Annotated in this window: 27 protein-coding genes and 1 pseudogene; 21 read left to right on the top strand and 7 right to left on the bottom strand. The window is 38.6% G+C overall.

Annotated features, from left to right (window positions below; all coding sequences use genetic code 11):
• Positions 1-187 precede the first annotated feature (187 nt).
• From JOD18_RS03815 to JOD18_RS03790, 6 genes are all read left to right on the top strand, one after another.
• Positions 188-817, top strand: coding sequence for a TetR/AcrR family transcriptional regulator (locus tag JOD18_RS03815; RefSeq protein WP_204667610.1), 630 nt, complete (start codon positions 188-190; stop codon positions 815-817).
• Between the two features lie 80 nt (positions 818-897).
• The gene (locus JOD18_RS03810; protein ID WP_204667609.1) at positions 898-1,263 is read left to right on the top strand and encodes a hypothetical protein; all 366 of its coding nucleotides are present in this window, start codon (positions 898-900) and stop codon (positions 1,261-1,263) included.
• Between the two features lie 31 nt (positions 1,264-1,294).
• The gene (locus JOD18_RS03805) at positions 1,295-2,281 is read left to right on the top strand and encodes an ATP-binding cassette domain-containing protein (RefSeq protein ID WP_204667675.1); all 987 of its coding nucleotides are present in this window, start codon (positions 1,295-1,297) and stop codon (positions 2,279-2,281) included.
• Positions 2,281-3,126, top strand: a complete 846-nt coding sequence (locus tag JOD18_RS03800) for an ABC transporter permease (protein WP_204667608.1) — start codon at positions 2,281-2,283, stop codon at positions 3,124-3,126. Before JOD18_RS03805 ends, JOD18_RS03800 begins: the two co-directional genes overlap by 1 nt.
• Positions 3,127-3,343: 217 nt before the next feature.
• Positions 3,344-4,084: a MerR family transcriptional regulator gene (locus JOD18_RS03795; RefSeq protein WP_204667607.1), complete on the top strand. Its 741-nt coding sequence runs from the start codon at positions 3,344-3,346 to the stop codon at positions 4,082-4,084.
• Positions 4,085-4,277: 193 nt separating this feature from the next.
• Positions 4,278-4,730, top strand: a complete 453-nt coding sequence (locus JOD18_RS03790; protein ID WP_239587901.1) for an HD domain-containing protein — start codon at positions 4,278-4,280, stop codon at positions 4,728-4,730.
• A gap of 300 nt (positions 4,731-5,030) precedes the next feature.
• On the opposite strand, the gene JOD18_RS03785 is transcribed toward JOD18_RS03790, so the two are convergent.
• Positions 5,031-5,552: a GrpB family protein gene (locus tag JOD18_RS03785; protein WP_204667606.1), complete on the bottom strand. Its 522-nt coding sequence runs from the start codon at positions 5,550-5,552 to the stop codon at positions 5,031-5,033.
• Positions 5,553-5,704: 152 nt separating this feature from the next.
• Positions 5,705-6,256: a dihydrofolate reductase family protein gene (locus tag JOD18_RS03780; protein WP_204667605.1), complete on the bottom strand. Its 552-nt coding sequence runs from the start codon at positions 6,254-6,256 to the stop codon at positions 5,705-5,707.
• Between the two features lie 341 nt (positions 6,257-6,597).
• On the opposite strand from JOD18_RS03780, the gene helD reads away from it, so the two are divergent.
• From helD to JOD18_RS03760, 4 genes are all read left to right on the top strand, one after another.
• Positions 6,598-8,946, top strand: coding sequence for an RNA polymerase recycling motor HelD (gene helD / locus JOD18_RS03775; protein ID WP_204667604.1), 2,349 nt, complete (start codon positions 6,598-6,600; stop codon positions 8,944-8,946).
• Positions 8,947-9,112: 166 nt separating this feature from the next.
• Positions 9,113-9,946 (top strand): aminoglycoside adenylyltransferase domain-containing protein, encoded by an 834-nt coding sequence (locus tag JOD18_RS03770; RefSeq protein WP_204667603.1) that lies wholly within the window; start codon positions 9,113-9,115, stop codon positions 9,944-9,946.
• 57 nt (positions 9,947-10,003) lie between these two features.
• Complete coding sequence (locus tag JOD18_RS03765; protein WP_204667602.1) at positions 10,004-10,519, top strand: ribonuclease FAU-1 family protein; 516 nt, start codon at positions 10,004-10,006, stop codon at positions 10,517-10,519.
• A gap of 122 nt (positions 10,520-10,641) precedes the next feature.
• Positions 10,642-11,043 (top strand): hypothetical protein, encoded by a 402-nt coding sequence (locus JOD18_RS03760; RefSeq protein WP_204667601.1) that lies wholly within the window; start codon positions 10,642-10,644, stop codon positions 11,041-11,043.
• Between the two features lie 132 nt (positions 11,044-11,175).
• Here JOD18_RS03760 and JOD18_RS03755 read toward each other — a convergent pair whose 3' ends face one another.
• Both JOD18_RS03755 and JOD18_RS03750 read right to left on the bottom strand, forming a co-directional pair.
• Complete coding sequence (locus JOD18_RS03755) at positions 11,176-11,604, bottom strand: SRPBCC family protein (protein WP_204667600.1); 429 nt, start codon at positions 11,602-11,604, stop codon at positions 11,176-11,178.
• A gap of 366 nt (positions 11,605-11,970) precedes the next feature.
• The gene (locus tag JOD18_RS03750; RefSeq protein ID WP_204667599.1) at positions 11,971-12,396 is read right to left on the bottom strand and encodes a hypothetical protein; all 426 of its coding nucleotides are present in this window, start codon (positions 12,394-12,396) and stop codon (positions 11,971-11,973) included.
• Between the two features lie 541 nt (positions 12,397-12,937).
• Here JOD18_RS03750 and JOD18_RS03745 point away from each other — a divergent pair.
• The 9 genes and pseudogenes from JOD18_RS03745 (at position 12,938) to JOD18_RS03705 (ending at position 19,978) form a co-directional block, all read left to right on the top strand.
• Positions 12,938-13,801 (top strand): PhzF family phenazine biosynthesis protein, encoded by an 864-nt coding sequence (locus JOD18_RS03745; RefSeq protein WP_239587900.1) that lies wholly within the window; start codon positions 12,938-12,940, stop codon positions 13,799-13,801.
• A 48-nt stretch (positions 13,802-13,849) separates the two neighbouring features.
• Positions 13,850-14,400: pseudogene (locus tag JOD18_RS03740) on the top strand (shikimate kinase).
• Positions 14,401-14,594: 194 nt separating this feature from the next.
• Positions 14,595-15,308, top strand: coding sequence for a response regulator transcription factor (locus JOD18_RS03735; RefSeq protein WP_204667598.1), 714 nt, complete (start codon positions 14,595-14,597; stop codon positions 15,306-15,308).
• The gene (locus JOD18_RS03730; RefSeq protein ID WP_204667597.1) at positions 15,298-16,338 is read left to right on the top strand and encodes a sensor histidine kinase; all 1,041 of its coding nucleotides are present in this window, start codon (positions 15,298-15,300) and stop codon (positions 16,336-16,338) included. The genes JOD18_RS03735 and JOD18_RS03730 overlap by 11 nt, the downstream gene beginning before the upstream one ends.
• A gap of 76 nt (positions 16,339-16,414) precedes the next feature.
• Positions 16,415-17,332: an ATP-binding cassette domain-containing protein gene (locus tag JOD18_RS03725; protein WP_204667596.1), complete on the top strand. Its 918-nt coding sequence runs from the start codon at positions 16,415-16,417 to the stop codon at positions 17,330-17,332.
• Positions 17,325-18,044, top strand: coding sequence for an ABC transporter permease (locus tag JOD18_RS03720; RefSeq protein WP_204667673.1), 720 nt, complete (start codon positions 17,325-17,327; stop codon positions 18,042-18,044). The genes JOD18_RS03725 and JOD18_RS03720 overlap by 8 nt, the downstream gene beginning before the upstream one ends.
• 222 nt (positions 18,045-18,266) lie before the next feature.
• Positions 18,267-18,731, top strand: a complete 465-nt coding sequence (locus tag JOD18_RS03715; protein ID WP_204667595.1) for a VOC family protein — start codon at positions 18,267-18,269, stop codon at positions 18,729-18,731.
• Positions 18,732-18,986: 255 nt separating this feature from the next.
• On the top strand, positions 18,987-19,460 hold the full coding sequence (locus JOD18_RS03710) for a GNAT family N-acetyltransferase (protein WP_204667594.1): 474 nt from the start codon (positions 18,987-18,989) through the stop codon (positions 19,458-19,460).
• Between the two features lie 53 nt (positions 19,461-19,513).
• Complete coding sequence (locus JOD18_RS03705; protein ID WP_204667593.1) at positions 19,514-19,978, top strand: DUF3995 domain-containing protein; 465 nt, start codon at positions 19,514-19,516, stop codon at positions 19,976-19,978.
• A gap of 143 nt (positions 19,979-20,121) precedes the next feature.
• Here JOD18_RS03705 and JOD18_RS03700 read toward each other — a convergent pair whose 3' ends face one another.
• On the bottom strand, positions 20,122-20,274 hold the full coding sequence (locus JOD18_RS03700; RefSeq protein WP_204667592.1) for a small acid-soluble spore protein P: 153 nt from the start codon (positions 20,272-20,274) through the stop codon (positions 20,122-20,124).
• A 111-nt stretch (positions 20,275-20,385) separates the two neighbouring features.
• Entirely contained in the window at positions 20,386-20,628 is a 243-nt protein-coding gene (locus tag JOD18_RS03695) for a DNA alkylation repair protein (RefSeq protein ID WP_204667591.1), read from the bottom strand.
• A gap of 169 nt (positions 20,629-20,797) precedes the next feature.
• Between JOD18_RS03695 and JOD18_RS03690 the strand changes: the two genes are divergently transcribed.
• Positions 20,798-21,187 carry a tautomerase family protein gene (locus tag JOD18_RS03690; protein ID WP_204667590.1) on the top strand — a complete coding sequence of 130 codons (390 nt, stop codon included), beginning with the start codon at positions 20,798-20,800 and terminating at the stop codon, positions 21,185-21,187.
• A 98-nt stretch (positions 21,188-21,285) separates the two neighbouring features.
• On the opposite strand, the gene JOD18_RS03685 is transcribed toward JOD18_RS03690, so the two are convergent.
• Positions 21,286-22,053 carry a class I SAM-dependent methyltransferase gene (locus JOD18_RS03685; protein ID WP_204667589.1) on the bottom strand — a complete coding sequence of 256 codons (768 nt, stop codon included), beginning with the start codon at positions 22,051-22,053 and terminating at the stop codon, positions 21,286-21,288.
• Between the two features lie 141 nt (positions 22,054-22,194).
• Here JOD18_RS03685 and JOD18_RS03680 point away from each other — a divergent pair, with 141 nt between their 5' ends.
• Entirely contained in the window at positions 22,195-23,079 is an 885-nt protein-coding gene (locus JOD18_RS03680; protein WP_204667588.1) for a LysR family transcriptional regulator, read from the top strand.
• Positions 23,080-23,251 lie beyond the last annotated feature (172 nt).

The following is a 23,251-nucleotide window of genomic DNA, read 5'->3' as shown; positions in this document are numbered from 1 at the left end:
TTCATATCCTTTTGCTGGATAAGAGCCTATTTTGGTCACTTTTACTTTCAAAATAGGTTCTTTTTTACACTCAAAAAAGGTGAGTCATTATTATAAGGCAGCGCTGTAGAGTTCAGTTATCTTAGCCTGTTTTGATAAAAATGAATAAAATCATTGACAATTCATTTTTTAGTATGTTACATTGTGAATGAATAATAAATTAATTCATTCAATACAAGAAGAGGTGCTGGAATTGAAACAGTTGGATAAACGACAACGTATTTTTGAATCTGCTCATCATTTATTTTGGGAGCAAGGATTTAAAAAAACAAATGTAGCTGCCATTACGGAACGAGCGGAAGTAGCGGTTGGGACATTTTATAAATATTTTTCATCCAAAGAGCAAATTTTTTCTGAAGTATATCAGACGGAAAATGAAAAAGCAAAACGAAGAATCGTCGCGCAAATTGATATGGATCAATCACCAAAGGAGGTGATCAAACAATTCTTAACGTTCATGATCCAAACAAGTGAAGAAAATCCAATTTTATCTGTATGGTACCAGAATACGGAAGTCACGCAAATTATTATGGAGCATATTCAAGAGCCAGATGTGTGGCAGAACAGTTATGTGTACAGTTTCCTAATCGAGAATATTAAGCGTTGGAGAGAAGCTGGTCAATTTCGAAACGATATTGAACTAGACACCATCATTGCACTGTTTAATGCATTAGTAGTTGTTGACAACCATAGGGAAGATGTCGGGAGCCACCATTATCCGCAAGTATTGGAGTTGTTGGCAGAGATGATTGTTGATGGCTTAAGCACGGAATCGTAAACACCACTTTGTTTAGTGGTGTACACTTTTATCACAAAATGAATGAATAATTAATAAATTCATTCAATAATGGGGAAATAATGAGTAATCAACCTGAAAAAATAACACAACAGAAAGGTGGACGTACAATGGGATGGCAAATTCTGGGGTGGTCTTTGGTAATTATAGGTGTTGTAATTATACTTTGGGGACTCTTTGAGTTTCCGATGAATCAGTGGTTAGAACTTGATTTTCTGAGTTTTGTGGTGAGCGGTATGGTATCGATCGCTATTGGGCTTGCTATATGCAAAGCTGCTGCATTTCTAATTATAGCCGCAATTCTTATTTCCACACTGCTGCTGGTCGTTTATATCTGGCAAGCTGCATTAGGCATGGGGATGTCTATGATAAGTTATATTGTGATGGCAGCTCTTGTAACATGGTTAATCAGTCTTGTTCTCAAGTAACAGAAATTTGATAAAAGAGGTGAGGTGTTTGATAAAGGATAAACGATCTTATGCTTTATCAGAGCTTGCTATAGAAGCAAAAGGTCTTGTAAAAGAAATTGCGGGAAATCGGATAGTGGATGATGTGAATTTGCGCATTTTCAAAGGAACGGTATACGGTTTCCTTGGCCCAAATGGAGCTGGCAAAACTACGACAGTACGCATGTTATCTACATTACTTCCCATAGACGGCGGTACGGTAGCGGTATTTGGTAACGACCTTGCAAGTGAACCGAAGGAAGTGAGAAAACGAATCAGCTTGGCAGGACAGTATGCTGCTTTGGATGAGGACTTAACAGGAATAGAGAATATCATAATGATTGCCAGATTATTAGGATATTCTCAGAGCCAGGCAAAAAAACGTGCGGAAACATTATTACGTGTGTTTGGAATGGAAGAAGCGGCAAAACGTCAGGTGAAAAATTACTCAGGAGGGATGCGTCGTCGGATTGATATTGCAGGAAGTATTGTCAGCATACCTGATATACTTTTTCTTGATGAACCGACAACAGGGCTTGACCCTGAAAGCCGCAATCAGGTTTGGCAGATGATTCGCAGTCTTAGAGACGCTGGTACGACGGTGTTCTTGACAACACAGTATTTGGAAGAAGCAGACTACTTGGCAGACCGCATTGCAATTATTAAAAAAGGAAAAGTGATTGCTGAGGGAACAAGCAGTGAATTAAAAGCTTCTCTAAAAATGGGGGTATTACGGATCCGTTTTGCTGATTGGGAGGAGCGTCATAAAGCAATAAAGATTTTAGCGCCCGCTGTCTCTGAAAATTCAAATCCACTAGAATTGCTTTATGAGGTGAGTGATTACACGACAGCGATGGAAGAGATCAGAAAATTAGAAAAGGAAAAAGTGGGTGTCCATGAATTTTCCTATGGGCAGCCAAGTCTCGATGAAGTATTTCTGCAACTGACTAGTTATTCGGAATCGTCCTATCAAGATCAGCCAAAGGAGAGAGCAAACTGATGGATCAGCCAACAGAAACAAACAGTGTTCATGAGAAAAAGCTTTTCAATAATTTGATGACAGAGGCACAGCAACCAAAGCCCCCCAACGCATTATCTTCCTCATTGATTTTTGGAAGAAGAGTGCTCCTGAGGATCAAACATGTACCAGAACAATTGATTGATATTACAGTTCTTCCAGTGATTATTCTGCTGATGTTTACTTACTTGTTTGGCGGAGCAGTTGCTGGATCCACAGCAGATTATTTGCAATTTATCTTTCCAGGCGTGCTTGCTATGACAGTAACTATGTTAACAATGTATACGGGAATTGATTTAAAGAGAGATATAGAAAAAGGAGTGTTTGATCGTTTTCGAACACTGCCAATTTGGCAGCCTTCACCGCTTGTTGGTGCATTGCTTGTGGATATGCTTCGTTACCTTATTGCGGCAGCTATCATGTTAGCGCTAGGTCTTATCCTCGGTTTTAGACCAGTGGGAGGTATTACTGGCATCCTCTTAGGGGTAACGTTGGTTTTGTTTTTTGCCTTTTGTTTATCTTGGATCTGGACGATGCTTGCCTTGATTCTTAAAACGGAAAAGTCATTAATTATGGTAAGTACTATCTTCATCGTGCCTTTTACCTTTGTCAGCAATGTATTTGTAGATCCCGAAACATTGCCAGTTTGGCTGTATGGATTCGTTGATATTAATCCCATCTCGATCGTAGTGAGTGCGATTCGTGATGCCATGCATGGTGTTGTAACACTAGCACAAGTGGGGTGGGGAGTGCTTGTTTCCGGTATGATTGCCGCTACTTTTGCGCCAGTGACGATATACCTGTATCAGTATAAAAAGAAAGGGTAGATCTGGCGTGTTTGTGCTAACTGGTTATTGAAAAACTAACATAATGATGTTCAAAGAACAAACCATTTTAATTTATTTCATTGAACTGGTTTGTTTTCTTTTGCGTGAAAAGACATAAATCTAGATGTTCTTTTATATAGTGATTATTTTTTCTTGAATCACACGCAACGTGTTGTTTTATACTGAAGTTGTAATCAAAAAAAAAGGAGCGGATCAAATGTACTCGATTGGCCAATTATCAAAAAAGACAGGTGTGACGGTACGGACATTGGATTACTATGACGAGATTCAACTGCTCAAACCATCTTCTGCAACAGAAGGAGGTCATCGTCTATATGATCAACATGATGTATTGCGGCTGCAGCAAATATTGGCTTTGAAATATATGGGTTTTTCACTAGAACAAATCAAGGAGAAATTGGGTGAATCAGCAGTGAACTGGCAGCAGTCATTGGAACAGCAATTGGATATGGTACGTCAACAACAGAAACAGTTACAGGCTTTAGAACAAGCACTGAATGGCGTATTGTACTCCATCCAGTTTGAAGAAGAGGTGAAATGGTCACTCATCTTTGAGATCATCCGTTTATTTCAACAGGATAAAGAAATAGTGCAACATCTTTATGACCCTTACCTTAACAAAAAAGAACAAAAGATAATCAAAGATATACAGGCTGAAAGAAGTATAGATGATGTTCAGGAGTGGTCTGACATTATTGGTGATGTGAGAGCTGTGTTAAACAAGGATCCCTCCTCAGAAGAAGTTCAACGTTTAGCGGAACGGTGGATGCAAAAAGTATATGACATGTTTGGTGACAATCATTATTTAGCGGCAAAAATGTGGGATGTTATTAAAGAACATTCAGGTGGAATTGCCGTGTATCCTATGGATGAAGATATCGTTCAGTTCATGAATAAAGCTATCGGTATTATGTATGAACGAAAAGAATCGTCATAACAATGAATTAAATTGCTGGAAACGGGGAGCGAATCCCAACAAAGTGAAAGAAGAAAGGAATCATGAATGACGTCATTCTACATATAGCAGATGTTCTAAAACTGATAAATCTCACTGCCTTTCAATAAAGAGCCTCTCCATTAATAACCATTTTGCTTAGGTGTCGACATACAGAAAAGTGAGGAGTATTGCAATGGATGTTGTAGTAGCAACGCGAAAATTTGTAAAACAAAAATTATCTGGAGAAGCAACAGGACATGACTGGTGGCATATTGAACGAGTTTATTCGAATAGCCTGCAAATTATGGAGGAAACTAATAAGCAGGTTGATAAAGAAGTGGTGGAATTGGCGGCCCTGCTGCATGATATTGCGGATTGGAAATTTCACCATGGTGATGAGCAAGCTGGTCCAAGAGTGGCAAGAGAGTGGTTAGAGTCTCAACATGTTGAACAGGATATGATTAATCATGTTTGTCAAATCATTCAAGATCTTTCTTTCAAGGGTGCTGGTGTAACATCTTCAATGGAGAGTTTAGAAGGGCAAATTGTTCAAGATGCAGACCGGTTGGATGCTATGGGGGCTATCGGTATTGCGAGGGCGTTTGCTTATGGGGGGATAAGGGGCAGGAGTTATTTAATCTACTAGTAGAACCGAAATTGCATCAAACTCCTGAGGAATATAAATCACAGTTAACAACAACGGTTAATCATTTCTTTGAAAAGCTTCTATTACTTAAAGACCGCATGAACACTTCCACAGCTAAAAAGGTGGCCGATCAACGTCATCAATATATGGTGATGTTTTTAGACCAGTTGATGAGAGAAAGTAATTGTCAGGAATCGTCTCATTTTCATAGGCTTTCTCTGTATAGATAAAAATTAAAAAACAGTTGAAAGTGACTAGTGTTAAAAAAGACAGAACCGCCGATGTACAGGCAGTTCTGTCTCAGGTGTATTTTATGTGTTGCTTAGCTTGCTTAAGTAAATCCTCTACATAATCGGCTTTTTCATCTGAATAAGAGAGCAGTGTAGTATGTCCATTTTGGATGGTTTTAAGCTTCTTTTCGCTGTATTGCTTAGCTATATCTGGATTCTTCTTTAAGTAATCCCTTATGAGCAGGTTGTTTACCCAGTGCTCTCCGTTCCAGACGACAACAGCAAGATTATAAGCATGAACATGGCGTTTTCGAAAGTATAATCTCCCCTCTACACCAGCCTCTCCAAATTCTTCATAGCCAAGTTTTCTTAATTGACTAATTATGGAGTTATGTAACTCCAAGGATTTCACACCTGCCAAGATATCAATAATCGGTTTTGCACACATTCCTGATATCGCTGTACTACCAAAATGTTGTATGTCGACTGCAGTTTCCTCGAAAATTTCCAAAAGATTTATTTTTTCGTTTTGAAATAGAGTATCCCACTGTTCGTTATAAGGAACCACTTGGATAAGCTCATCTATGTCCATCCGATTGTTCCTCCCTTTTTGATGACCTGCCGCCTCAAACATGAAATTCACGCTTATCTAAGTATGTAAGCACAAGCTGGTTTACTACTCCCCCCGTATCTTAATAAGATCCACCAGCTCTCATGACAACCTCATTGGGGAATTATTCCTGCTTATCTATAAACCAATAATACATTTCCACAAGAAAAAGTGCGTGATTCGATTAAATCAAGTTTTTGTTTAACGTCATCAAATAATCGTTGACCTTTTCCTAGTAGAACAGGATTGATAATCAGGCGGTATTCATCAATAAGATCATGCTGGATAAAAGTCTGAGCAATGTTGGCACCTGCAAGCAGTGCCAAGTTTTTTCCAGGCTGTGATTTCAGCTGTTCCATTTCCAAAGCTATATTTTCGTTTACCACTCTAGTATTCCATGTCGCTTCTGTTAATGTTCGAGAGAAAACAACTTTCTGCATTTGATTCATTTTTCGGGCAAAGGCTTGTTCTTTTTTGGAATTTGTACTATGAAACTCAGCGGCCGGCCAGTGTGAAAGCATCATGTCATAGGCAATCCGTCCATAAAGCAGTGTGTCTACAGAATCTAAAAAATCATCCATATAATCATGCATCTCCTGATCCATCACATGCCATGAACTATCCCCGTTTTCCCCAGCGACAAATCCATCTAATGACATTACCATGGATAAAACAATCTTGCGCAATGGTCCCACTCCTTTTTACAGCTAGTTACATGATGGAGATCATGTACTTATGTTTCTTAGTATAAGATATAAATCATGCTAAGATTTCTTGCAGATTGCTGTTTTTCAAGCAATAGCAGAAAAATCTTTAAGAGGGTTTCATAAAAAAAATCGTTCTTTAAGATGAATATAAAAACCCCCCACCTATCAAAAAACATTGAAAAGGAGGAGGATTTATGGTAAATTTATATAGATATGTAGTGTTTTATTATTTTCAAATATATTTTCCCTATTTTAATAGTACACTATATAGATTGCTTAGTCAACCTTTTTGTGAAAATTTATTTAGAGGAGTGTTTGCTATGAAATCAGAACTTCAACAGGAACAAAAACGAGCAGACAGTGTGATAAGGACGATTGCGGAGGAAATGAACCGATTGGAAGCAGAAACTGTCAAACGTAAGAACGAAGTAGTTCATATTCGTAAACACTTTTGGGATGAGGTCAAGATAAATACGGACACCTTTGATGACTATCTGGAGACGATTATTGGTTTACGGCAAGAGGCTCAAGCATTATCAGTCAGTCAAAGCAGCCATAAGCACGCCTCTGAACGTTTAGCCACTCTGCACCGTATGCAAAGGAATCCTTATTTTGGGCGGATTGATTTTATCGAAGAAGGGACTTCAGTGCCAGAACAAATTTATATTGGAATTTCTTCGCTTATGGATAAGAATGGGGAGGATTTCTTGATATATGACTGGCGTGCTCCGATCTCCAGTATCTATTATGATTATCAGCCAGGGCCGGTTCAATATGACACGCCTGCAGACACTATCCATGGTCAATTGGAGAAAAAATGGCAATACCTGATTCGTGATGGTATCCTGCAATCCCTATTTGATACAAGTCTCACGATTGGAGATGAGATTTTACAACAGGTGTTAGGCAGAGGAAATGATAAGCAGATGCACAATATCGTTGCGACAATTCAGCTGGAGCAAAACCAGATTATTCGTCATGATCAGGGGAGACTGTTGATTGTGCATGGAGCGGCAGGAAGTGGTAAGACATCAGCAGCACTGCAGCGTATTGCTTATCTACTCTATAAATACCGCGAAAGTCTGCATGCGGATCAAATTATTCTTTTTTCACCGAATGCTATGTTTAGCAGTTATGTTTCCAATGTACTTCCAGAATTAGGTGAAGAAAATATGCAGCAGGTCACTTTCCAAGAATACTTAGATCACCGTCTAAGTAAAAAGTTTGATGTGGAAAATCCCTATGAGCAGCTGGAATATGTGTTAACGGCGAACCATACACCGTCATATCAAACAAGACTGGCGAGCATCCAATTTAAGGCCTCTACTCGTTTTTTCGAGGCGATTCAGTCGTACAGACAATCCTTGGAATTAGCGGGTATGTTGTTTAAGCATATTAGCTTCAGAGGGCAATCCATTGTTACTGCCCAACAAATAGCTGAACGATTTTACAGTCATGATACATCACTTCGCTTTTATAATAGATTAGAAAAATTAAGAGATTGGTTATTAGCTAAGCTGGAGGAGTTTCAAAAAAACGAACAGCAAGAGCCATGGGTGCAGGAAGAAATCGAACTATTGAGCAATGAAGAATATCATCAAGCCCATCGCTATTTAGCCAAAAAACGAGGTTTTGAAAGAGAAGCGATTGCTGACTATGAGATGGAGCGAGAAGCCTTGGCTCAACTGCTGATTCAGCAAAAAATAAAGCCATTGCAAAAACGAATCCGAGCATTTCATTTTATTAACTTTAAGGGGATATACAAACAGTTCTTTGCTGATCCTCAGCGAGTTACACAATGGGTGGAAGGGGAGACGCCGGATCAGCTAGAGGCTATTTGTCACTCTACATTAGAAATGCTGGCAGAAGATAAATTGTATTATGAGGACGCTACGCCGTTTCTGTTATTAAAAGAGCTGATTCAGGGCTTTCAGATCAACAGCTCAATCAAACATATTGTTGTGGATGAGGCGCAGGATTATTCTCCATTTCAATTTGAATTTCTGCGGTGTTTATTTCCTGCGGCCAGGATGACAGTACTTGGTGATTTTAACCAGGCGATCTTTGCTCATGCGAGTGAAAGGGTGGATTTCCATACCCTTACTAGTCTTTACGGTTCCGATAAGACGGGACTCATCAATATGACAAGGAGTTATCGTTCAACCAAGCCGATTATTGAGTTTACCAGAAGCCTTGTTCCTAATGGGAAAAGTATTATTCCTTTTGAGCGCGATGGAGAAAAACCGTCACTGCAGCAATTGCCCGATTATCAAGAACTGCACAGCCATATTACTGCCAAGACTGCCGATCTGCGCAGCCGTAACTATCAAAGCATTGCGATTATCTGCAAATCGGCAGAGGAAAGTGAACAGGCATATGAAGGATTGTCTCATATTGATGGTATTAAGCTTGTGAAGCATGGTGCCGCTGAATACGAACAAGGCGTGGTAGTGATCCCCTCTTATTTGTCTAAAGGAATTGAATTTGATGCCGTAATTATTTATGATGCTTCGAAAAACGTATATGGTGAAGAAAGCTTGCGCAGGATATTCTACACTGCTTGTACGAGGGCGATGCACTACTTACAGCTTTATAGTGTAGGGGAGCCGAGCCCGTTCTTGCAAAATGCATGGAGGACAAATATTCTCCAAGATGGATTGTCTATCTGACAATCCATCACTTTAGCTTATTTAAAAAAAGATAGCTTTCGATTACAATAGAAAAAAGGAATTTATTTTGGGAAATGACATTTATCTTGGTGCAATCGTTCATCATCCTCCATTGATGGCGGCAGCTTTAAATAGTTGATAATTAACATGGAAAGGAAGAATTATAATGAGCCAACCGCAAAAATGGCCGCAAGTAAACAGTGAGATCAAAGATTATGTGGATCAATTGGTTGCATTGCTGCAATCCCATCTGAAGCAGCAGCTGGCTGGTGTTTACTTGCATGGATCTCTGGCGACTGGCAGTTACTACTTTCCTAAAAGTGATATCGACATACTTGTAGTGGTGACTGAACCACTTGTCCCAGATTTAGCGAAGAAGGTAAGTATATCTATAGCCAAATATTCTGATTTGCGGCCCAGCATAGGAGATATTGAACTGTCTGTGATAACGGCTGATACAGCTAAACATATACCAAAGCCAATTCCTTATCAATTACATTACAGCTCATCCTGGCGTGATCGGATTTTGAACGGTGACATGCAATATGGAAACGAGGCATTTGATACCGACTTGTATGTGCATTTGGTATATGTGAAAAAACGCGGTTATTGTTTAGTTGGTCAGCCTATTGATGTAGTATTTGGTGATGTGGATTGGGATGACTTTATGTTTGGAGTGCTTGATGATTTAGAATGGATTTTGGAGAAGGAACATATTCTGGAATCGCCTTACTATGGCATTCTAAACATGTGCCGTTCTTTTCAATTACTTAGCAAAAATGTGCAAATTGTCTATAGCAAGGATGAAGGGGGCGAATGGGGACTGGCTCATCTGCCCGAAGCGTTTCACCCTCTTATTCAAATGACCCTTTCTATCTATCGTTCTTCTGAAGCTGTTGAGGAATCAGACAGAGAAACGGGCGGTCTGGAATGGAATCGAGAAGAATTGCTTGCGCTGAGAGATTATGCTCGTGAAAGGTTAAGTGATTACCATAATTAGTGGAGGGCTATAGGATTTCCTTCTCTATTCTATTTGGATAAAAGGGAGGTGGGGGTGATGGAAAATAACTTCGTCAGCGAAAGGAAAATCAGATATGATGGTTCGGTGGTTGAATACCCGTGCAGAGAGATTAGGGTTCATACTGGTAAAGAAGCTGTTTTGTATCACAAAATCGAGTTTCCTTTTGCCATGCAAGTAAATAATTCGATACTCAATATACCAAAAGGCAGTTATACGTTTGCTTTTTATTGGAGTGACCGACCGTATAATATCTATTTATTTAGAGATAATCATGATCAGCTCTTGGGTTTGTATGTTAACATTGTCAAGCAGACGGAAATTACTCCTGCAATTGTAACATTTGAAGATTTAATTATTGATATTGTCAGAAAGCCAAGCGGGGAATATGCTGTATTAGACGAAGATGAACTGCCAGAACCATTAGAGGAATTTGAGAATGGCAGAGTCAATGCTGTATTAAAGGAATTATTGGACTCTATAGAAGCTATTGCGGAGGATATAATTAAAGAATCAGAACAGCTATTGAAAAAATGGAAAAAAGGTCTTTTATAAGTGTTGTTTATTTGAAATTTATTTGAAATAATGAGGTGTACTGCGAATCCATATATTCGTAACATGGAAGTCTGTTTATAAAAACAGAGTAAACTCAATTCATAAGAGAGGACTGCATACATATGACAAGCAAATTAATCAAGACAGCAATTATTTTATTCGGACTTATTCTACTAGTAAGCTGTAAGCCATCAGATAAGTATGCTGGTGATTGGTATGGACTGTCGGATACAGGAGAACAGGCTATGCTTCATTTTTCAGAAGAAAAAAACCTAATCATCACGGATGAGAGCGGCAGTGAGGAAACATTTGAAATTACTCAGAATGCGGCAGGGTTTGTGAATTCTACCAGTTACTATCGGGTGGAAGTGGATGGAGCCAATCATTATGTCGTTTTTGAAAATAAAGATGATGAAAATAATGCGCTCTTTGTTAAACAAACTAATTACGCGGATGATTTTGAAGAGATGGTAGGAGAAGTTATCTATGTCATGAATCGTGAGGATTACCCAAGTGAATTTTGATAATAAAGAAATTCAGACTGTTAAGAAATCATCGTTTTGCTATTTCCAGCAAACGAAAGCTAAACGTAAGGGCATATCAGTCGAGGCTGCTGCACTATTAGTTGTGCAGCAGCCTCGACAATTCTCTGTTAATTATTTAGCAAGCTCACTATATGTTTTGAAATTATCTAAAATAGCCTGCCAGCCTTCCTTTTGCATGGCAATGGAATTCTCGGCTTCTGCTTCAAACACTTCTATTATCTTCGTATCATTGCCTTGACTAACAAAGGTGATTATCACTTTTCTTCCATCGCCGAGTGTATAAGAAATCAATTCATTTGTTTTCACTTCATCATAAACACCGCTGAAATCAAATCCAAAGCTTCCATCTTTTGCTTCCATTCTTGTGACAAAACTGCCGCCAGTTCGTAAATCATTTTCGGCTTTTGGTGCGTGCCATTCATCAGAGGCAAAGGACCATTTTGTGATATGTTCCGGCTCTGTCCAATGTTCCCATACTTGATGAACAGGTGCTTGAACAATTGCTTCAATGGTTATCTTTACTGGTTTATCTGTTCCCATTACATAACCTCCAAGTTTTTATTTACACTTAGTTATTATAGCATGGAGTGGCCATAAGGTTTCTTTCAAATTGCTGTTTGTATCCTAAACTGATTGGTATGTGTTCCATGATCTATCGCCATGGTGGAAGTAAATCGTTCTTCTGAAAAGAGTGTAGGGAGAATAGACTCGATTTTTTATTACGATTCATATATTAAAAGCATACGTTCGATTATTTAACTACGCTGCTTTGAACTTCTCGGCCTTTTTTGAACACACTCTTGTAAATCTGCTGAGGCCATACTCTTCTTGGGTTTTCTTAAATCGTGCTTCAGATTCTGTCCTTATTCTAAATCTGTTCTCCAACCGGGGTTTTGTCATCTTCCTTTATAGCAGTTCCTTCTTCTTAAATACAAGGACAATCTTTTCTGAAGTATTCATATTTAAGCCAGTCTGTTCTTGTACGTATTTTACAGCTTTATACTCACTTTCCGGAGATTGCAGCATGTCGTTTACATTCTGTACAAATTGAGGGTTATCTAATTTTTGCAACAGGGTTTGCTGGTTTTTTAGATGTTTCAGTAACGCTAATAACCCCATACCCGTCTCTCGCTTTATATATCTCAATGCATGGATGAATACTAGAGGGGAGGTTGTATTTTGATCCACTCTAAATTTAATCAGCGCTTCAAAGATAACTTCGATTGGGTCCTTTTGTGTCTGTGCTGGATTAAGTTGGTTTCTTTTTAAAAAGATTAAAAAAATAATGCCAATGATAATAAGAGCAATTAAAAGTATTTGTAGTGTAGACATCTTTAGTTTTTTCTCCTTTTTATAAAATGTTGTGATAGTATGGTGGAAAATTAAAGATATTTCTTCGATGGAGCCAGAAGCCATATTTACAAAAACGTCATCATTTCATTTTATCATAAAAAGCTCGGTTTTTTAAAACCTCTCACCAAGTCTTGTTAGTTGTAGCATTCGATGTATTCCATATGGAACAAGACAGAATGACTGCTCTTTTTTTATCGCAGTGTAACTGGCTGTGAGACTCCCACTTCAAGAAATAAGGGAACACGTCATTTCTAAGTGGGAGAGCGGGGGATGGAGGAAACAGACTAAGTTTGCGATGTCGTGTCGTACCCCCGCTGAATGAAGTTTCGCTTTATAAAACAGTATTTGGGTTTATTGCTCAAAGGCCAATGTCTAACGGAGATAATGTAGTAATAGGTTAATCTTTGAAAGATTTTTCTATATGAAATATAATTTTGGGAATATATATAGTATAATGCTAACTAATCAAATTTGTGAGCTAAATAGATAACAAAAATTCTTTAACCTAGAGGGGGAATGCATGATGACACTACAGTTGCCATTTCAACAAGTAGACGTATTTACAGATACGCCATTTAAAGGAAATCCCGTTGCCGTTGTACTAGAAGGTGACGGTTTAACGACTAAAGAAATGCAAGAGATTGCTAATTGGACGAATTTATCGGAAACGACGTTTGTTTGTCAACCAACCAATCCAGCAGCAGATTATAAACTGCGGATCTTTACACCAAAAAGTGAACTCCCTTTTGCCGGTCACCCTACATTAGGTTCGGCTTTTGCCATATTGAAACATGGTCGAAAGCCAAAAACGGCAGGACGCTTGGTACAGGAAAGTGCTGTCGGATTAGTCGATATTAGGATAGAGGGAGAAAAATTGTTTTTCGCCCTGCCTGATCCACAGATAAAAGCAATCGACCACGAGTATGTTCAGCAGCTGGCCAATGCCCTTGGCATAGCTGTGGATCGCGTGAAAGCTAGTCTGACGGTTGATGTAGGCGCTGTATGGATGACATTGCAACTGTCGGATGCTGAAGAGGTGCATCATTTACGCCCAAATATGGAAAAACTGGCTTCTCTGACGCCGCCGGGCGTAACTGGTGTAACAGTATTTGGAGCCACAACATCAAATGCAGACCCTGCCTTTGAAGTTCGTTCGTTTGCTCCTAGTGAAGGTGTGCCGGAGGATCCTGTTTGTGGCAGTGGTAATGGCTGTGTTGCCACGGTGGTGAGGAAGTTAGGGCTGATCCATGGTTCACGTTATACAGCTGGTCAAGGCTATTGTGTAGGCAGGAATGGGCGCGTTGAAGTAAGATTTGAACCGGATGGAAAAATTTTGCTTGGCGGGAATATTGTTACTTGTATAGAAGGTCAACTGCGTAGTTGAATCAATTATCTGTTTTGAAAAAAATCAAGGTATGCTCTGAGGGGTTGGGTGAAGCTTGTTTTTCTATTTGGACCACAAGCAGTCGGGAAAATACAGTGGGGCAAGAACTGGAGAAAAACGGAGCTGAAACTGCTTCATAATCATATGACGATTGATTTGCTGGCACCTTTTTTTAACTTAAACTCAGAAATGTGGCGGCTAGTGGATCTATTTCGTAAAGAAATATTTAAGGCAGTTGCAGAGAGTGATCTGGACGGTTTGATATTCACCTATGTGTGGGCATTTGACTTGCAGAAAGATTGGGATTCTGTGGCTTAGATACGTGAAATTTTTGAATCAAAGGACGCAGTGGTTTACTATGTGGAACTGGAGGCTGCTTTGGAAGAAAGGCTGAACCGCAATACAAGCCCGCACCGGCTGGAACACAAGCCTACAGAAATGTGGAATTATCTGAGAAGAATTTGAGAGAGACAATGGAAAATCACAGGTTAAATTCTTATAAAGGTGAAATCCAAGAAGATAATTATAACAAGATCAACAATACCCACCTAGAGGCTGCAGACGCAGCGAAAATGATTAAAGAAAGATTTAATCTGTAAATGAGCTATAACCACCTTTCCATAGACGGAGAGGTGGTTATTTTAGGTTTTATCTAATCATTTTCTAAAACTTTAGAAAAAGGCTAAGCAGGGGGAGACAGTTTTTCCAGTTCATCTTTTCTAAAATATGATATGGTAAGTAACAGGTAAACGAACTAAATGTCGTATGAATATCAGAAAAAGCAGGTGAAACGATGGAAGATATTCGAATATTGATAGCAGAAGACGAGAAGGAAATTAGTGATTTGCTGAAGAAATACTTGGAAAGAGAACGATATGAGATAGATATTGCTGTAAATGGTGAGGAAGCTCTGTATTTATTTGATAAACACCGATACAGCCTCCTTATTTTGGATTTAATGATGCCAAAGATCGATGGTATTGAGGTGTGCAGACGGCTTAGAAATAAAACAAATATTCCAATATTAATGCTCACTGCCAAGGATCAAGAGGCAGAGAAGGTTTTGGGATTAGGTATTGGAGCGGATGATTATATTACCAAACCGTTCAGCATTCATGAAGTGGTTGCCAGGGTCAAATCGCTAATGAGACGGTTCTTGATATTGGGCAGTAATGTGGAAGCATTGGAACAGAGTTTAATCCAGTTTAGCGGTTTGACGATTGATCTAAAAAAATATGCCGTCATCCAGAATGGAGCAGAGGTCGCTTTAACTGCAAAAGAATTTGAATTGCTTCGATTTCTGGCTGCCCATCCTGAACAAGTATTCACAAAAACACAGCTATTTCGTCATGTTTGGGGAAGTGACTATATTGAAGATGATAATACCGTTATGGTTCATATCAGGAAACTCAGAAAGAAAATAGAAACAGATCCCTCCAATCCAAAATTTATCCAAACAGTTTGGGGAATTGGTTATAAGTTTGTTGGTGAGCCAAATGAGAAATGACAAGGTTAGCATACTATTGGTGCTTCAGTTACTTATGATAACTGGTATATTAATGATAGATATAAATGAGCCAATGCCAGCTATCATAAGTTGGTGCTTGTTTTTAGGGGTATGTCTGGTAACGGTCATTTTATTATCGACAAGAATCCGCTACTTTGCTCAGCTTAAGCGCATGGATACAGAATTGAAACGAGCTGTATATGAGAATGCCAATACAAGATTATTGGCTAATCATGACAAAGCTCTAGATGAGTTGACTTTTTCTATCAATGACTTACTTGAACAGCTGGAAAAGATCCAAATCCAGTCTATCAAGTCTCAAACAGCAAGAAAGAGGATTTTATCCAGTATTTCACATGACATCCGCACTCCGCTTACTTCGATTATTGGATATATCGACGCTTTACAAGATGACATATCTATTTCAGAACAGGAACGAAATGAATATATAGCAACCGTATCCAAAAAAGCGAACAGTTTAAAACAGTTGTTAGATGATCTTTTTGATATGGCCAAACTGGATGCTGATGAATTCACACTAAAGGAAGAACGGCTGGACTTTGCAGAGGTTGCCAGAGAATCTGTTATTTCGTTTTTACCTGAACTGAAAAAAGAGGGAATCGAGTTAAAAGTTCATATCCCAGAGGACACTTGTTATATCATGGCGGATCATCAAAGTCTGATTCGAATTATTGGGAATGTAATAAAGAATGCACTGCATTATGGCAAGGATGGAGGAATTTTGGGAGTCGAATTGATCGAGACTGACAATAACTATCAAATGCTTATTTGGGATCGGGGGCCTGGTATTTCAGACGAAGATATGGAGAACATCTTTGAGAGAATGTATCGCGGGGAGGATTCAAGGAATCGTTCATATGGCGGCAGTGGCTTAGGATTGTCTATTGCGAAGGAGCTGGTAGAAAGAAACCATGGCCAGATTTGGGTGGAAAGTATGCCATGGAAAAAAACAACCTTTGGTTTTTTGATCCCTAAACATACGGGTAAGAGCCAATTAAGAAACAATTAAGAAATGGTTAAGTCCCTATTAAAATCAATCCCCTATAATAGAAACTATCAACTTAATTGAAAGCAGGTGTTGTGGAATGAGTGTTATTAAAACAACCAATTTAACAAAGGCATATGGGGATCAAAAAGCTGTGGATCAACTGAGTATAACAGTTAATCACGGGGATATTTACGGCTTTCTTGGCCGAAATGGGGCTGGTAAAACAACTACCATTCGGATGTTATTGGGTCTTATCCAACCGACTGATGGAGAAATTGAGCTGTTTGGCGAGAATTTGTCCAGCAACAAGAAAGGAATATTACGACGAATTGGCTCTATTGTGGAAACACCGGGGTTTTACGAAAATTTAACTGCTAAAGAAAATCTGATGATTAACGCAAGAATTCAGGGAATACACAAGAAAAATGCCATTTATGAGGCATTAGAAATTGTTGGGCTGCAAAATGAAAAGAAAAAGCTGGTTGGTAAATATTCATTAGGTATGAAACAGAGATTAGGGATTGCCAGGGCTCTCCTCCATTATCCGGAACTCTTAATATTAGATGAACCTACCAATGGTTTAGATCCTATTGGCATAAAGGAAATGAGAAGGCTGATAAAGTCCCTTGCAGCAGAAAGGAATATAACCATCTTTATATCGAGCCATATTCTATCAGAAGTTGAACAGTTGGCTGATCATATGGGGGTCATACATAAAGGAAAACTTCTGGAAGAGATAGACCTTGACCAGCTTCGGCAAAAAAATCGCAAATACCTTGAGTTCCAAGTATCGAATGATAATAAAGCAATCATGCTATTGGAGAAACACTTTCAGATGTTTGATTACCAAGTATATGACGAGGGAAGAATCCGGATATACTCGCAGCTTGAGGAACGAGCATTAATGAATAAGCTGTTTGTCCAGCATGATATAGACGTATTAAAAATACAGTTAAGTGAAGACCGGCTGGAGGATTACTTTGAAAAATTGGTCGGGGGTGGTACGATTGGTTAATTTAGTATTGGCAGAATTGCTGAAGCTTAAACGTTCCAGTATGTTTGTGATCAGCATTCTTGGATCAGTTGTAGCCCCTTTTGTTGTGGTAATAGCTACTTTTTTGAATGAGCCATCTACCCCTTTTCAAGACCTGTTTTACAATGTGAATTTATATACGGTGCTGATTATTGGGGTTCCTTTATATGGAGTGGTGACTACCTATTTGTTCAATCGCGAATATGTGGAGGATACACTGAAAAATCTATTTACTATCCCTGTATCACGAATAAGCTTTATTATGAGTAAAATGCTGCTGCTTTTCTTATGGATCATGTTTTTGACCGCAATTGCCTGGGCCCTTACGTTATTTTTAGGCTGGTTAACACAGTTTGACGGACTAACTGTTGACCTGTTATTAGCATCTATCCGTCAATTTGCTGTAGGCGGCTTGCTGTTGTTTATCCTTTCCACTCCTATTATTTTGGTAACACTTGTGATGAAAAATTATGTGCCCACTATTATTTTTACAGTTGTTATTACTTTGATAAATGTTATGAGTGGAAATTCGGAACATCGAGCTCTATTTCCATGGGCAGCGGCAGGAGATATAGCCAATCATACCCTCCCGCCAACCTATCCGCCGGAATATTCTTATATCATTATTGCCTTTACGGCCTTGTTAGGCTTTGTCGTCATGGTGGTTTATTTTCAGAAAGCAGATGTGGATTGAAAGGAACGAGCAGATGGTATTACTTCGAATTTTAGGGAGGAAAAGCGGAGTACAAGAGTGTGTTGTATTCCAACATGAGGAACATATAGTTAAGACCTTTGGACGGTATGAAATAACTCTCGCTATAGGCACAGGCAAAGAAGCAAAATGGGGTGCGCTGAAAAAGCAAGTGATAATCTAGTAATTCACAACTAAAATAGATCTAAAAAGGAGATGTAGAATATGTTGAACAAAAAGGAGAATGGTGCAGATGTAATCGGTTACTGCTGCATGAGGTTTCCAGTAACAAATTTGAAAAAATCAGTCGATTTTTATTGTGATATATTAGGCTTCAAATTGATTTCAGCAGACTATTCATTTGGGGAGGCACATGTTTCACTGAAAAATGGAAACGGGCCGGGCATTTTTTTGATGGAAACCAAACCGGAAGATGTCACACAATTGAAGTTTGTATTTCCTCGTTCATTCTTTATCACAAGCAGTACAGGGCACGTGACAGTGATTGAGATATTAACGAACGATTTGCTTGCTTTGCATGAACGGATTAAACAAGCTGGAGCTCATATTGATAATGAACCTGTATTTACTAATGATTTTGGTTATTTCACTTTTTATGATCCGGACGGGCACTATATTCGTGCAGTCGAAGAAAAAAATGAGTTCAATACTCAAATGGAAGCTGACTAAGCATAGGAATCAATTACTTTGGATCAAGAGGTGCATTAATTAAGGTTATATGGCATCGGTTGAACCATAGGTCTTAACTTCGTGAAAAAAATGTGAGGTAAGTAAGTTCAATCAACGTGTCTACATTATCAACGAAAACCTATAGAAAAGTTAAAGGATACTAGCTTCTCTAACCTAGTTTATGGATAGAGATAACCAACTTAGTTAAAAAACTATGTTAGAATAACTGTAACACTTATCGATAAGGAGGAAAACATGCAGATACGAACAGTGCGAAGTGCAGATTATAATACGGTATCACCATTAATTAATGATTGGTGGGGAGGTCGTCAGATGTCGGATATGCTTCCAAGGCTGTTTTTTGATCATTTTAATGATACTAGTTTTATTGCCGAAGTGGATGAAGAGGTGGTCGGTTTTCTAATTGGCTTTCTATCTCAGACTTACCCAAAAGAAGCATACATCCATTTTGTTGGCGTTCATCCCCATCATCGTAAACAAAAGATTGGCAGAGTACTTTATCAGCAGTTTTTCGCTAAGGCTCAGCTTGAGAATTGCACCAAAATTCGTTGTGTTACTTCGCCGGTTAACAAAGTATCGATAGCATATCATCAAAGAATGGGCTTTGCGATTGAATCTGGTGATAAGTCAATCGACGGTATTCCTGTGAGTACAGACTATGATGGGTCAGGTCGAGATAGGGTATTATTTGTAAAGGAACTTATATAAGTACTCACGATTTTAGCTCTTTATTTGTTTGAATCCCAATAGGGAGGGAGAAAATGGAACAAAGTTTCTCTTTTAGACGTAATCATTGGTTCGTTGTTTTAGGAATAGCTTGGACTATTATTTTTGCAGGGATGAGTTTTTATTGGGCAATTGGTGGTATGCTTGGGGTTAGATCTCTTGGTGGGGCTGTATATGAGATGTCCCTCAATCCTGAACCTTCATTTATCATGATTGTGTGGCTTACTGGATTGATAAAATTACTTGGTGCTATATTATTGTTATTGCTTTTTGTTCAGTGGAGTAATGCTGTCATAAAGAAGATACTTTACTATATAGCAAAAGCGGCAGGTGTTTTATTATTTTTGTATGGTTTATTGAATTTTATAACGATTTCTATGAGTGCTATTAACCTTTTACAGTTTGATTTAGATGCTTATGCAACATTTTGGAGATTAGTCTTCTGGGAGCCGTTCTGGATGCTTGGCGGAGTATGCTACTTTTTTGCTGTTAAAAGGTGACCTGCGTGTATAGGATGACTGTGTCAAAGGGGAGCTTACGAAAAATGACTGAGTGTCAATTGCTCTGCTCAGTCATTTTACAAAATAAAGCAATACGACAGGCTGTATTCTAGGATTGCATGCTAGATGTTTGAATACTGCTTTTACATATCATGTGATGCGCCATGTTTTTGCCGGGAATGATTTTTATTTTTTACCTTATGTGAACCTGCTAATGGTTCACCATGGGGTTGTTTAACACTTTTCGGCAAATCGGGTTGTTCTTGTTGTTTGGGTCCTTTTCGATTTTTGGTCATCGTTATCTATCCTCCCTTATAAATTTATCCAACTGTCCGTAATTCCCCGTTTCAAGGTTTTGTGGGATGTCAACGAAGTCTGCGTGGGGTAACAACCCAAGAAGTTTCGCTTTATGGCGTTTGGGCATACTTAATAAAGGTGTTTTCATCTTCAATTAAGCCGCATACGCCACACTGTATTCTTCGGTCTGGTCCATTGTAGGCAACATGAAAAGCCTCTAAGAGCTCCTGTGCATAATTATTAATCACTTCTCCAGTAGAGGCATCTAATTTTACTGGTTTTGCAACCTGTTCAATCACATTAAAGCGTGAACGGTTTGTTTTACATTTAGGGCATTGGTAAGGCTGGTTCAAGTCAAGCACCTCCAATTAATGTGTTGTTTACTGCTTTGAATGATACTTACCTTTTATTTTCTCTAATTCTTGTTAAATTATACGAAGGTTTTAATTGCCTGAACATTGCCTTTTTTCTTGGATTGTCTGTATACTGTACTCTAATATTAGCTGAGAAGGGTGAGGAAGAATGGGACAAATAAAAATTTATGGAGTAAGGGATCGATTGAATCCAATCAAGGAAACATTATCAAAGGTTATTCATACTTGTATGGTCGATGCCCTGGCATTTCCACCAGAAAAGAAATTTCATCGCTTTTTTCCTATGGTTAAAGAAGATTTTTATTTTGCAGATGGGAGAACAGAAGCATACACCATCATTGAAATTAGTATGTTTGAGGGCAGAACAGTGCAAGCTAAGAAACATCTATTTAAGCTATTGTTTGAGCGAATCGATCGTGAATTAGGCATATCTCCTCAAGATATAGAAATTACCATTTTTGAAACACCAAAGCACAACTGGGGAATAAGGGGAGTGCCTGCAGATGAGTTATCATTACAATATAAAATAGATGTGTAAGGGCGAAAAAGAACAGGCAGGTTTTTCTGGCATGCTCTAAAAGCTAAGAAGCTTATAAACTATATATCTGATAAGCTTCTTGCTCCAGAGGAAAAGTCTTATTTTATCCCAATAACACGAAGTCTTTTATAGTCCGCAACCCATTGATTGTTTTTATATAAAATATCTCGTGAGCTGTGTTCTGTATTGCTAATCACTTGCTCTTTTACAGATTCTGAATAATCTTTAAAGAGGTTGCCGGCAAACATTTCTATCCAATTTTTCAAACCATCGTCCCCTTCTAAAGGAGTAGGCCGATCGAAATGGTGGGCAAAGATGACGTTAAAGCCGATCTCCTCCATAAGTGAGGTATATTCGCCGATGCTGGGAAAATACCATGGAAATTGTTCTGGTGTATAGGGTACCTCTAAGCTTTCTAATTGATGGATGATTTCATTTGTAATAATCTGGACATTACCTTTACCGCCAAACTCTGCTACAAATCTCCCGCCAGGCTTAAGACTGTTATATATACAATGAAGAGCTTGTTTTGGCTGTTTGATCCAGTGCAGCGTAGCATTGGAGAAAACAGCGTCAAATTCACTATTATATTCCAACTTCAAAATGTCTTGGACCTTAAACATGATATCAGGGTATTTATTCTGTGCTTGTTGTATCATATTTTCCGACTGATCGATTCCTTGTACATACACCCCATATTGGCATATTTGCTGAGCCAAATCTCCTGTACCACACCCAACATCAAGAATCTGTTCCCCTTTTACAGGTGCTAATAGTTCAATTAAACTGTGCCCAAATTCGGATACAAAAGAGTGATTTCCATCATATAAATCGGCATTCCACATATCTTTTGGCTGTTGTTTCATCCATCTATTCCTCCTCCAGTATAATCTTTGCTAAATCTGTAGGTGTTAATTGCATTATAGTGGATAACTTATATAATTAAAATTAAATAAAACGGTTATTTTTAATAACGATTCGTTATTAGTGTGGAGGGGAAGTGGATTATGGATATAAAATGGCTAAAAACCTTTATTATTGCTGCAAAATTCGAGAATTTCAGAAAGGCTTCTGAGGAACTATTTCTTACTCAGCCGGCAATTACTAAACATATTCAGCGTTTAGAAGAGCATTTGAATATTCAACTGTTTGAACGAAAAGGAAAAGCCGTTCGGTTAACTCCAGCTGGATATCAGTTTCTTTCTTATGCCAATGAATTAGTATCAACGTACCAGCAAGGGATGGAAGGTTTTGAATCATGGAAGCAAGGCTATCAACGCAAATTAATTATTGCCGCAGCACCACAAATTGCCTCTTCCTTTTTACCAGCCTTGTTGCGGGCATTTATCGACGAAAATAATGAGATAGAAGTATTTATCAATGTGATGAAGTCTTTTGAAATAGGCGCTGAGGTTAGTGCTGGGAGAGCCGATTTAGGTCTGTCAAGGGTCCAGCCCTTGCAAACCGGCTTGCAGATAGAAAAGATACATGAAGAACCTGTTATTTTAGTTGGAGCAAGTATGCAAAAAAATAGGATAGAAAGTGAAGTGTTATCTAATAATAGGTTGATCACTCATAACCATCCGGATTATTGGGATGCCTTGTTAAATGAAGTGAAGAAACATTATCCAACTGTTCGGACAATGGCAGTTAATCAAGCAGAGGTGACCAAGAAATTTATAGAACATGGACTGGGGGTGTCTTATTTGCCTGTTTCGATGGTTAGGGAGGAAATAGCAAATCACAGCTTGTCCGTTATACCACCCGAAAAGATTTTCACACCCTCCTCGGCAACCTATGTGCTGACAAAAGTAGAAACACAAGAAGTGAATGAATTTATTGATTTTTTGAAGCCAGCTTTAAACGAGCTTGTTTCCGTTTCTTGGCATTGAATGTCAGGTGCCTCTTGCGTTAAAACGAAAGAAAGAATAGGATTTTGCGAGATGTACATGCATGGCCTCACGTGAGCGTAAATGGATGAGTAAGGAAAGTTTTGTTTAAAAATATAAAAATGGAATATGAAAGTGGTTATTTAGACGGAAAAGAAGGAACAGTAAAATCTGT

It is taken from the genome of Gracilibacillus alcaliphilus (assembly GCF_016909015.1).
Taxonomy (GTDB): domain Bacteria; phylum Bacillota; class Bacilli; order Bacillales; family Amphibacillaceae; genus Gracilibacillus; species Gracilibacillus alcaliphilus.
The sequence above is the reverse complement of the archived record's forward strand: the minus strand, read 5'-3'. Positions and strand labels throughout refer to the sequence as shown.